Source organism: Variovorax sp. CAN15 (assembly GCF_030462475.1).
Classification (GTDB): Bacteria; Pseudomonadota; Gammaproteobacteria; order Burkholderiales; family Burkholderiaceae_C; genus Variovorax.
The window spans coordinates 65,980-76,632 of record NZ_JASMRZ010000023.1 but is presented as its reverse complement, the minus strand read 5'-3'; the positions used below and the strand labels follow the sequence as shown (position 1 = coordinate 76,632).

The 10,653-nt window shown below is 67.8% G+C and carries 11 protein-coding genes; 5 read left to right on the top strand and 6 right to left on the bottom strand.

The genetic code is table 11. The features are described from left to right. Positions 1-159 (bottom strand): prepilin-type N-terminal cleavage/methylation domain-containing protein (locus QMO14_RS16660; RefSeq protein ID WP_301508455.1); only part of this gene is annotated, 159 nt, incomplete at its 3' end. Between QMO14_RS16660 and QMO14_RS16655 the strand changes: the two genes are divergently transcribed. Both QMO14_RS16655 and QMO14_RS16650 read left to right on the top strand, forming a co-directional pair. Next, entirely contained in the window at positions 83-1,915 is a 1,833-nt protein-coding gene (locus QMO14_RS16655; RefSeq protein ID WP_301508456.1) for a hypothetical protein, read from the top strand. The genes QMO14_RS16660 and QMO14_RS16655 overlap by 77 nt on opposite strands. Before the next feature lie 110 nt (positions 1,916-2,025). Beyond that, complete coding sequence (locus tag QMO14_RS16650; RefSeq protein ID WP_301508448.1) at positions 2,026-2,808, top strand: Crp/Fnr family transcriptional regulator; 783 nt, start codon at positions 2,026-2,028, stop codon at positions 2,806-2,808. 51 nt (positions 2,809-2,859) lie between these two features. On the opposite strand, the gene QMO14_RS16645 is transcribed toward QMO14_RS16650, so the two are convergent. Then, on the bottom strand, positions 2,860-3,516 hold the full coding sequence (locus tag QMO14_RS16645; RefSeq protein ID WP_301508447.1) for a Crp/Fnr family transcriptional regulator: 657 nt from the start codon (positions 3,514-3,516) through the stop codon (positions 2,860-2,862). 439 nt (positions 3,517-3,955) lie between these two features. Here QMO14_RS16645 and QMO14_RS16640 point away from each other — a divergent pair, with 439 nt between their 5' ends. Together QMO14_RS16640 and QMO14_RS16635 are read left to right on the top strand one after the other, a co-directional pair. Continuing rightward, the gene (locus QMO14_RS16640; protein ID WP_301508454.1) at positions 3,956-4,408 is read left to right on the top strand and encodes a response regulator transcription factor; all 453 of its coding nucleotides are present in this window, start codon (positions 3,956-3,958) and stop codon (positions 4,406-4,408) included. A 113-nt stretch (positions 4,409-4,521) separates the two neighbouring features. Further along, positions 4,522-4,812, top strand: coding sequence for a DUF1330 domain-containing protein (locus tag QMO14_RS16635; protein WP_301508445.1), 291 nt, complete (start codon positions 4,522-4,524; stop codon positions 4,810-4,812). Between the two features lie 71 nt (positions 4,813-4,883). On the opposite strand, the gene QMO14_RS16630 is transcribed toward QMO14_RS16635, so the two are convergent. Next, entirely contained in the window at positions 4,884-5,540 is a 657-nt protein-coding gene (locus QMO14_RS16630) for a dihydrofolate reductase family protein (protein WP_301508443.1), read from the bottom strand. A 174-nt stretch (positions 5,541-5,714) separates the two neighbouring features. On the opposite strand from QMO14_RS16630, the gene QMO14_RS16625 reads away from it, so the two are divergent. Continuing rightward, on the top strand, positions 5,715-6,329 hold the full coding sequence (locus tag QMO14_RS16625; protein WP_301508441.1) for a hypothetical protein: 615 nt from the start codon (positions 5,715-5,717) through the stop codon (positions 6,327-6,329). A 168-nt stretch (positions 6,330-6,497) separates the two neighbouring features. Here QMO14_RS16625 and QMO14_RS16620 read toward each other — a convergent pair whose 3' ends face one another. From QMO14_RS16620 to QMO14_RS16610, 3 genes are all read right to left on the bottom strand, one after another. Beyond that, complete coding sequence (locus QMO14_RS16620; protein ID WP_301508440.1) at positions 6,498-7,859, bottom strand: SMP-30/gluconolactonase/LRE family protein; 1,362 nt, start codon at positions 7,857-7,859, stop codon at positions 6,498-6,500. A gap of 111 nt (positions 7,860-7,970) precedes the next feature. Then, positions 7,971-9,743 carry a hybrid sensor histidine kinase/response regulator gene (locus QMO14_RS16615; RefSeq protein ID WP_301508438.1) on the bottom strand — a complete coding sequence of 591 codons (1,773 nt, stop codon included), beginning with the start codon at positions 9,741-9,743 and terminating at the stop codon, positions 7,971-7,973. Positions 9,744-9,797: 54 nt separating this feature from the next. Beyond that, entirely contained in the window at positions 9,798-10,481 is a 684-nt protein-coding gene (locus QMO14_RS16610) for a response regulator transcription factor (protein ID WP_301508436.1), read from the bottom strand. Between the last annotated feature and the right edge of the window lie 172 nt (positions 10,482-10,653).

The following is a 10,653-nucleotide window of genomic DNA, read 5'->3' as shown; positions in this document are numbered from 1 at the left end:
GATGTCGGTCCGGGCGGCCGTCACACGGGCGTCGTCGGCGCGCTCGATCACGTTGGGGACAATGAGTGCCGCGAGCACGCCGATGATGACCAGCACCACCATCAATTCGATCAGCGTGAAGCCGCGTTGGGCGGTACGGGTAGCCCTCGGCGGCAGCACGCTCGGCGGCAACACGACCATCACCAGCGGCACTCTGGGCGTGCAGCAGTCGAGCCTGACCCCGCAGGAGATCACCTACCTGACCTCGCACGGCTGGACGGTCGGCACGGGCGTGAACACCGGCCTGCTCACGGCACCGGCGAGCATTCTGGGCACGGTGACCACCGCCACCTACGACAACCTGCACGACTCACAGTCGGTTCCCTTCGGCGCCACCATCCCCGGCACGTCGGCCGTCGCCGCCATCCCGAACCAGGGCGGCGTCACCGTCGCCGTGGGCGGCAACGTCACGGGCTCGCAGCTCGCCGTCAACGGCAACAGCAGCAGCGCCGCCGTCACCGGCAACAGCGCCGCCAACAGCGCCTCGGTCACAGGCAACGCGATCGCCTCCGGCGGCGCGACCACGGCCAGCGCGGGCAGCCTCACGGGCGGCGCAACCGGTGCACAGGCCGACCACACGGTCTCCAATGTGCAGCAGGTCACGGGCGGCGCGGCGCTGTCGACCAGCGTCTACGGCACCTACGCCATCGACGCGGCGGCCGGCGCGGCCATCTCCGGCTCGACGCTGAGCGTGTCCGACAACAGCCGACAACAGCCAGCGGTGGCGAACACGGCCACCAACAGCCTGAGCCTGACCGGCACGAACGTGTCGAGCACCTCGGCCCTGTCGTCGGCGCAGTCGGGCAACGCGGCCGTCTCGGCGGCCTCGGACCTCGAGCTGTACGCACCGGGTGCTGTCTCGGCATCGTCGGTGGACCTGTCGCGCAACAAGAACGTGTCGCTGGGCGTGATCAACGACGCCTCCAACTCGCTGAGCGTGACGGCCTCCAACGTCACGCCGGTGGGCGCCGCCATCAACGCGCAGCTGACGGCCGGCACCGCCACCGGTGACCACGTGCTGAACAACGCGCAGACGGCGACCACCTCGGTGAACAGCGCCGCGACCACGCGCCTGTACAACCAGGACCAGACGGCCTCGGCCACGACGGGCCTGGCCAACAGCACGGCGACGATCAGCGGCAACAGCACGACCGCCGAGGCTTCGGCCAACCGTGCGGACAACAGCGTGGCGCTCAACGGCGCAGCGGTGCTCGGCGCGAATGCCGGCTTGAACAACACCCAGTCGAGCAGCGCGGCCGTGACGGCCAACGCGTCGACCTCGGCGACGTTCACGCTGGAAGGCACCTCGCCGGCCACGGCCGCGGCGCTGAACAGCGGCATCACCATCGACGGCAACAGCACCGCGGCGCTGGCACGCGGCAACGCAGCCAGCAACGCGCTGAACGTGTCGGCGGGCAGCGGCTATGCCGCGGCATCGCCGGTCGCGGGCAGCTCGGCCGGCGGCGCCACGCAGGCCACGGCGGCGCTGCTGAACACGCAGGGCAACAGCGGCAACGTGTCGGCCAGCGCGAGCGGCACGTACCAGGTCGCGCTCAACGGCGTGACCGCCGGCACGGCGCCCGGCATCACGAACGGCACCGCCGCGCTGACGGGCAACACCGTGGCCGCGCAGGCCTACGGCAACACCGCCACCAACGCGGTGACCGTGGCTGCCACGGCGGCCAACCGTCCGACGGTCGCGGTGGGCAACTACCAGACCAATAGCGGCGCCATCACCGCGACCGCCACCGCCGTGAACTACGGCGTGGGCATCACGGGTGCCACCACCGGAAGCACGCTGCGCGCGGCGGGCAACCAGGTGACGGCAACGGCGGTGGGCAACTCCGCCGTGTCGACGATCGCCTCGGCCCGCTGAGCATCGTCCCCCCCGCCCCGGCGTGTGCGCTCCCGCGCCCGCCGGGGCTTTTTCCTCCCGCGCCCGGCATCTGTCTACACGGCCCCCGGGCAGGGCATTCGACAAGAGCCATGTATCTGCATCCCCTCATTGCCAACGTACCGCCGGCGGAGCGGGCAGCACTCGTCCACAGTTGCGAGCTGCGCTCCTTCAAGCGCAACGAAACCGTGCTGGCGGCCGACACGTGGACCGACCGCATCTATTGCGTGGCCAGCGGGCTGCTGCGCGTCGTCGCCCACGGCAAGGGCAGCGCCCAGGCCAGCGACGTCACCACCGACTTCATCCGCCAGGACGACTTCTTCCTGAGCCCCTCATTCGCGGAAGACCGCTACCAGGCCATGCAGACGCTCATCGCGGCCCTGCCCTCGGCCGTCTACCTGGTACCCGTGGCCGCCATCCGCCGCCTGTGCGGCGCGCACCCCGAAGTGGCCATCGGCCTGCTGGGCCTCGCAATGAAGCGCATGAGCGTCATCCGCGGACAGCTGCGCCGCATCTCGGCGCTGTCGGCCGAAGACCTGGTGGGGCGCGTTCTGCACCAGCTCACGCTTCTGGCCCCCGCGGGCTCGGGCGGCTACGACAAGCGCATCACGCAGTCGGTGATCGCCTCTTACTCGGGCCTGTCGCGCGAAGTGGTCAACAAGACCATGCGCGACATGGAGAACCGAGGTCTCGTACGGCGCGACGAGCACGGGGTGCACGTGCAGCCGGACTTTGCCGCCACCGACTTCGGCGGGCTGCTGCCCATCGAACAGAGCCTGACGGCCGTCGAGCCGCACCAGCATGACCCGATGCTTCCGCCGGAGTTCTTCGACATGCGGCACACAGGCCGTGCCGGCGAACAGCAAGAAGATTGAATTCGGAAGGCCGGCTTGCCGCCGGCCTGTCCGCTGCCCACCCCAGGCGGATCAGGCGAAGTCGGTCGTCGCGAAATCGTTGACGACGTGCACGCCGTCGTCGTCGCGGCGCACCACGCCACGCAGTTCGAAGTCGCGCATGGTCTTGTTGACCACTTCGCGCGACAGGCCCGAGTAAGAGGCGATCACCGACTGCGTGATGCGCTTGTCATAGCCTTGCTCGCCTGCCGGCGCGAGCCGCGTGAGCTGCTGCAGCACGCGAAGCACCGAGTCTTCGGCCGTGTGCACGGAGATGCGGTGGAACTGGCCCCGCAGCGTGCTCATGCGCTTCATCGCAAGGCCCAGCAGGCCGAGCGCCACTTCCGGATGTCTGGTGCAGAGGCTGCGCATTTCCCCGATGGGAATCAGATACACCGACGAAGGCAGCGCGGCAATCAAAGTCTTTTTCGAACAGTAGCTGTCTTCCTGCATCGACAGGTGGAAAAAGAAGTCGTTGGGGCCGATGAACTCCGTGGTCATTTCCGAGTCGCCTCGTTGATTCAACGAGACCACGCGCAGCAGGCCGCTCGCCACGCAGTAGATCTGGTCGGTCGAATCGCCTGCTGCCAGCACGACTTCGTTGCGCTTGTAGGAATGCAGGCGGGTGGATTCGCCGAGCTTGGTGCGCTCCGCCGGCGGCAGCCCCGCCATCAGGGGATGTAGGTACATCACCTGATGGTGCCTCCCCAGGCCTGCGCGAGGGAACACACAAACATGGGAGCCTGCGCGCGCGATCCGCTCAGGCAGGCTGCGGCACCACGCGCGCCGCGTGCGCATCGCTTCTTGTCTGCACTCGGGGCATGCCCATGCGGCTCACCACAAGGCGCGGCAGCGACCTCAGGTGCGGCCCGCGGCCGAGTGACTTGCGGGCCGCTTTCGAACTCATGCGCTGCCGAAGCCCATTCGCGGGCCACGGGCTCTTTGCGCGGGAATGTGATCCGCAACACATCCAAGCCCCGAAAGCAGGTGCGCGGGCGCGCAGCGATTAATACCATTGAACTCGCTTCCCGGCGACCCGGGCAACGATCCGCCAGCCGCAGCCAGTGCAGCCTTCCCTTTCACTTTCATGATGCAGTCCCTCCACGCCCCCGCGCCATTCTCCGTGTCCATGCACCCGGGCCGCTCCGCCCATGCCATGGCGGTGGCCGGCGCCCTGTGCGAACTGTTCAACCAGGCCAGCGAGGTGCAGCTGGCATTCCTGTTGCGCTCGATCGAGACGGGCGACGCGCCGGCCGCGGCCCGCGCCGCGCAGGGCATCCTCGGAGCCATCGCTTCTTCCGCCACCGGCTGCGAGCCTCGTGTCCTCGTCACGCCGCTGTCGTCGCGCGAACTCAAGGTGCTGTGCATGATCGCGAGCGGCTCGACCAACCGACAGATTGCCGACGCGACGCACCGCTCGATCAACACCATCGAGGCGCAGGTGAAGAGCATGTACCGCAAGCTCGGCGTGCGGTCGCGCACGCAAGCCGTGCGTGAAGCCATGCAGCGGGGCTTGCTGATGTGGCGGGACGAAGGAGTGCCGGTTGCCGTGATCCGCGCGGACGCTTCCGCGGCCTGCTGAGGCACGGCCCCTGCAAGCAGGCGAGACGCGGCCTCTCGCCGTGGCCCTTCGAGACCGGAAGCGAACAGGCGAGCTATATTGTTCGCCGGTCAACAAACGTGAAAGAAGCCACCATGGCAAAAGCCTATTGGGTCAGCGCGTACCGCGCCGTGAAAGACGCCGACAAGCTGGCGGCATATGCGAAGCTGGCGGGCCCCGCCCTCTCTGCCGGCGGCGGGCGCTTCCTGGCACGCGGCCTGCCCACCAAGGTCTACGAGCACGGGTTGCAGCAACGCACCGTGCTGATCGAATTCGACAGCATCGAACAGGCCACGGCGGCCCATGACAGCCCCGAATATCAAGCGGCACTCGATGCACTGGGAGATGGGGCCGAGCGGGATCTGCGGATCATCGAGGGAGTCTGAGCAATCGCGACGCGAGCGCATGCGGCCCTTCCCGATTCCGGTCTATCGCATGGACCGGTTCGATATCCGCATCAAGGCGCGTTGCGGCACAAGAACATGTGCGTGGCGCGCTCGCCCGCAACCTGCCGCTCGCAGCGGTAGCCCAGCGCCGGCAGGTCCAGACCCGCGAACAGCGCCTCGCCCTTGCCCAACAATACTGGCCGCACGGCCAGGTGCAATTCGTCGATCAGGCCGGCCTTCAGATATTCGCGCACGGTAGCGACGCCGCCGCCCACGCGCACATCGCGCGCTCCTGCCGCGGCGCGCGCCTGTGACAGCGCATCGTGGATGCCGCCGGTGACGAAATGGAAGGTGGTGCCGCCTTTCATCTTCAGCGGCGCGCGGGCATGGTGGGTCAGCACGAAAACCGGCACGTGGTAGGGCGGCTCGTCGCCCCACCAGCCCTTCCAGCTCTCGTCGGGCCAGGGACCGCGCACAGGCCCGAACATGTTGCGCCCGAGAATCCAGGCACCCATTTCGGCAAAGCCTTGCTCGGCGATCTCGTTGTCGACACCGGTCTCGCCGTTGGCCTCGCCGGTCTTGTGCATCTGCTGCCAGACGCGCGTGGGAAAGAACCAGTCCATGAGTTCGGGGCCGCGAATACCCAGCGGGTGCTCCAGGCTCTGGTCCGGGCCGGCCGCAAAGCCGTCGAGAGAAACGCCGAAACTGCGCACGAGCAATCGGGACATGGAATCGTCTCCTGCAAAAGCGGGAGCGACAGTTTAGACCTCGCGGGTGCCGCCCTGGAGGTCGCGCAGAACCTCGGCGAAAGCAGCAGATGGCTGTGCCGTCATTCGTCGCAGCCGGCCGTTGGCAGACCCGCACGAGCGCCGCACAATGCTTTCCTCGCATTCCATCCAGCCATGAATCTACCCACCTTCGACCGCGATGCGGCGAGCGCCTTGATCAGGGAAAAAGAAGACGAGCCCTTCTCGTCCTTCGACGTTGCCAGCCGCGCGCATCACCGCCAGGGCCGGCAACTCCACGCCGAGGCGGCCCTGCTCTTCTGCCTTGCAGCCGAAAGAGCGGATGCCGAGCATCGGGCGGAGCGGTCCAGGCCCAACCAGGCGATGAACCATCTCGCGCGGGCGGGCATCGCGTTCAATCGCGCAGCGATGATCGAGGCTGCGGAACCCTTGCTGCGCCAGGCTGCAGCCTTCGACTGGGCCGGGCACGGACTTGCCAACGACGGGCACATGGTCGAGTGGGCCTTCTTCCAGCTGCTGCTGAACGCGCGCAACGAACCGGACCGCTTCAAGCTGCTGTTCGATGAAGCCGTGGCGCGCTGCGCCGCGATCGGCAGGGACTACACGGCCATCCATCCGCACCAGGAAGAACTCCTGGCGATCGCCATCGGCATCGGGCATCGCCCCATCGTCGAGCGGCTCGCCATGAAGATCGCGGATCGACGCCCAGCCAAGAAGGCAGCCAAGGAACTCCTGGCACGGGCCAAGGCCTTCTTGGCCACCTCTGCCTGAGCGCGGGCGGCCGCATGGAAGATCGACTTTCTCGAAGTTCGAGGCGCGCATCTTCGAGGTGCCGCTCCGCGGCTGGCCGCCGACGCCGCAGCTGCCGGCCTCCCCCGCATTTCCGTGATTCGCATCTCGGCATGACAGGCAAGGACGCGCCGGACTCCCTGATGCTCCTCAAGGTGCCAGCGTGAGCTTGAATATCTGGTTGCCGTGGGACGCACCCACATAGACCGTGCCGTCGCCGGCCACCGCCACGCCGATCGGGAAGTTGAAGGTCAGCGCCGCACCGGTGCCGTCGCGCAGCGTGCTGATCTCGCCCGAGGGCGAGACCACGCGTGCCACGCCATCCCACGCGTGGGTCAGGAACACGTTGTTGTTCGCGTCCACCGTCACGCCGTAGGTGTAGCCGAGCTTCGCCGGCGTGGCAGCGGTTCCGTCGGCCAGACCGGGGCTGGCACTGGTGCAATCGCCCAGCAGGGTGCTCACTTCGGCGGTGGCCACGTCGATCTTGCGCAGACACAGGCTGTCGGTGTCCGTGTCGTAGAGCGTGCGTCCGTCGCGGCTGATCGCCAGGCCCTGCGGACGGGCGAACTGTGCGGCGGTGCCGACTCCATCCAGAAAGGCCTGCGTGCCGTCTCCGGCGAGCGTGGTGGTGGTGCCGTCCGCGGCCACCTTGCGCACGCGCTTGTTCTCCAGGTCCGCCACGAACAGGTTGCCTGCGCCGTCCAGCGCGATGCTGGCGGGGTTGTTGAACAGCGCAGCCGACGGACTGTCTGCGTAACCGCTGCTGTCGGAGCCTACCCAGGTCGTGAACGTGGTCGCGCCGGGAGCAATCTTGTTGATGCGGTGCCGTTCGCTCACGTACAAGGTTCCATCGGCTGCCATCGCCAGGCCGAACGGCGCATTCATGCTCACGCCGGGCGTCACCTCGACCCCGTTGCCGCTGGCGGTGTCGATCCTGTAGACCGAGCCGTTGCCGCCCATGGCCACGTAGAGATTCGCGCCGCTGGAATCCAGCAGGATCTGATAGGGACTGCTGTAGGTCACGCCAGTGGTCGCCATCACGCTGGCGACCCAGGACTTGACCGTCAACGTGGCGGCCTGGCTGGTCACGCTGCCATCGGCACCGCTCACGAGCACGCGCAGCTTCTGGCCGTTGTCGGCGAGTTGGCTGGCAGGCGTGGTGAAGCTGTCGCCGGTGGCGCCGGAAACGTCGCTCCAGCTTGCACCGCCATCGACGCTGCGTTGCCACTGATAGGCCGTTGCCCGCACGGCCTGCACCTTCAACGTGGCGGCCACGCCCTGGCCGATGGTGGTATCCGATGGCTGCGTCGTGATGACGGGCGCGGTCTCTTCCGGCGCGGGTGCGGGTGGCGGCGTGCCCTGCGATGCAGGCGCGGGTGCCGGAGCAACGGCGAAACCGGGAAAGCCGCCGCCGCTGCCCCCACCGCCGCCGCATGCGGCCAGCAGCAGATTCGTCAGGAGAAGCGCAACGGGTGCACGCCATGCGCGGGAAACCGTACGTGTGGAATTCATGATGGCCTTCCTTTTTTCAAGAGTGGAGTGAACGAGAAGGCCTCCACGGTATGGAACGCAACACCCTCGATCCAGTGTCGAAGGTCATCGCAACGCAGCAAAAAATAGTCGTCAGGCGCGCATGCCGGCGGGCGTCCCGTCACATCGCGCCAGCGGTGCGAGGGCCTGCAGCAGCCTGTCGGCGGCCACCGGCTTGAGCAGGACCTGCAGCCCTGAGTCGTGCATCTGCTGCTGCCGTTGGGGCGCGGTTTCCCCGGTGATCAGCACGACGCGCAAACGGGGTCCGAAGCGGGCACGCAATCGCTGTGCGGCGGCCAGCCCGTCGGCGCCATCGGCCAGTCGCACGTCGCACAGCAGCACTTCGACAGGACGGCTTCCATGCGCGGCCCGCGCCAGCACGGCCTCTGCTTCCGCCTCGCCGGCCACTGCGTCGATGGTCACACCGTGCGCCTGCAGAAGCCCGGTGACGGCCAGGCGGATTGCCGCTTCGTCATCGATGAGCAGCACGCGCCGCGGCAATGGCAAGACGGCACCCGGACGCGCAATGGACGGCACGACACCCATCGCTGGCACGGCCGGTAGCACGACGCGAAAGCGACTGCCGCGCTGCGGGCGCGAGTGAACCTGCAGTGGATGCCCCAGCAGGCGCGAGAGCCGCTGCACGATGGACAGCCCGATGCCCAGCCCCCTCGCCCGATCACGCCCCGGATTGCCGATCTGATAGAACTCGTCGAAGATGCTTCCGAGGTGCTCCCGCGCAATGCCGATGCCGGTGTCGCGCACGTCGATCCACACAAGGGGCCCGCGTGCCCGCGCGGCCACCACCACGCCGCCGCGCCGCGTGTACTTGAGCGCGTTGTCGACCAGATTGGACAGCAGCCGCTGCAGCAGCTGCGGATCGCTCAGCACCCAGCAAGGCGTGGCACGAAACCGAAGCTGCAGCTCCCTGTCGGCCGCTTGCGCCGCGAACACATTGTTGAGCGCGAGGAACAGCGGGTTGAGTTCCACCGGCCGGATCTGCGGCGCCACCTCGCCGGCATCCAGCCGCGAGATGTCGAGGAGCGTGTCGAGCGAGTCGCCGAGCGTTCCGACCGCGTCCATGAGCCGCGCCGCATGGTCCCAATCCTCGCTGCCGCGAAGCTTCTTCTCGATGACCGCACCGAACAGCGCAATGGCATGCATGGGCTGGCGCAGGTCGTGGCTGGCCGCGGCGAGAAAGCGGGTCTTCTCCTCGCTGGCACGCTGAGTGGCGGCAATCTGAAGGCTCAGCTGCTCGGCCAGCGCCTCCTTTTCGAAACGCATGGTCAGCGACGCGGTCAGCAGCCGGTGATGCTGCAGCGCGAACATGATCATCACGCACATGTAGAGCAGGCAGCCGGAGGCCAGGAACAGATGTGTGCGGTCTCCGCGCCAGGCCAGCGCCAGGGTCAGGCTCGCCATGCTCGGCACGATGAAGCGCGGAATGTTGCGCTTGAGCACTGCCAGCGACAGCGCACCACCGGCGCAGCCCCCCATCATCATCACGATGACCATGACCCACAGCCCCAGGTGGCGCCCCGGCGGAACGCACAGCCACGGCGCCAGGCCCCAGACGCAGGAGCGCAAGAGCACGTTGCGCGCATTGAAGCGCGCCCATCGCTCGGGATGGGCGTCCGCATCGGGACTGCGCTGATAGCGCCTGTAGGCGCGACGCAGCGTCAATGCCAGGTGCAGCGCCATCCACAGCAGGACCTGCCAGCGCCATGTGGCGAGGAACAGGCCGATGCCCAGCGACTGGGCCGTGAGGAAGTCCGCGAGATACGCGGCCGGCGCATTGGCATGGACTGCGGCCACCTGCTCGCGCAGCACCCGCTGGGCCAGCTCGGGCTGATGCAGGTCATTCATCGCTGGCATGCGGGTTTCGCCACGTCGAAGGCCGCAAAGCGCGAGGAGATCAGCTCACCGCAGGCTGCTGATGAGCTGGGCCCGCGAGCGCATGCCGAACAGCAGCAACAGGGTGGACACATGGTTCTTGACCGTGCCCTCTGTCAGGTGCGAGAGCTGCGCGATCTCCTTGTTCGACTTGCCCGAAAGCACCCAATCGAGGATCTCGACCTGGCGCGCATTCAGTTGCGGCTGCAGTTCGGCCACCGCCGGCACGGCATGAGCGGCGACCGCAGCCGTGGACGGCGAGACCGGCCGGGCGACCAGATCGTTGTCCCGCACGTAGCGCAACACCTCACCCAGATGGCCGGTCTTGGGCAGAAAGGCCTGCGCGCCGAGCGCCATCACGCCCTGCATCAGCGCATGGCTGTCCTTGCCCGAGAGCACGACCACACGCGACGAAGGAAAGGCGCGCCTGAAGCGCACCAGGGTATCGAGGCCCTGGGAGTCGGGCAGATCGAGATCGAGCAGCACGAGCAGATGCGACGACAGGTAGAACTCGTACAGGCGCAACGCATCGGCCAGGCTGCGCGCCTCGTGCACCGGCACGCTTGCAGTCTCCGCCAGCAGCAGCGCCCTCAGGCCCAGCCGCACCAGCTCGTGGTCGTCCACCACCAGGATGCCGCGCGCCGGGATGGCGACGCCGGACTCGCTGCGCGACAGCGCGACGTGTGGCGGCAGTGATGCGGCTGTAGCCATGGTCCGGTCATGTTAGTGCGGACAGTCGCGAACCAGAAATGACCAAAGTCATGAGAACCGCCGCCGCGCCGAGGGCAGAAGCTGCCGTTTCCCTCCCGCGACGGCGTTCAACTGCCATGCGCGCGGCAAGGCATACGCAAGAAGACATATGCCTTCAGGACATCCGATCGCG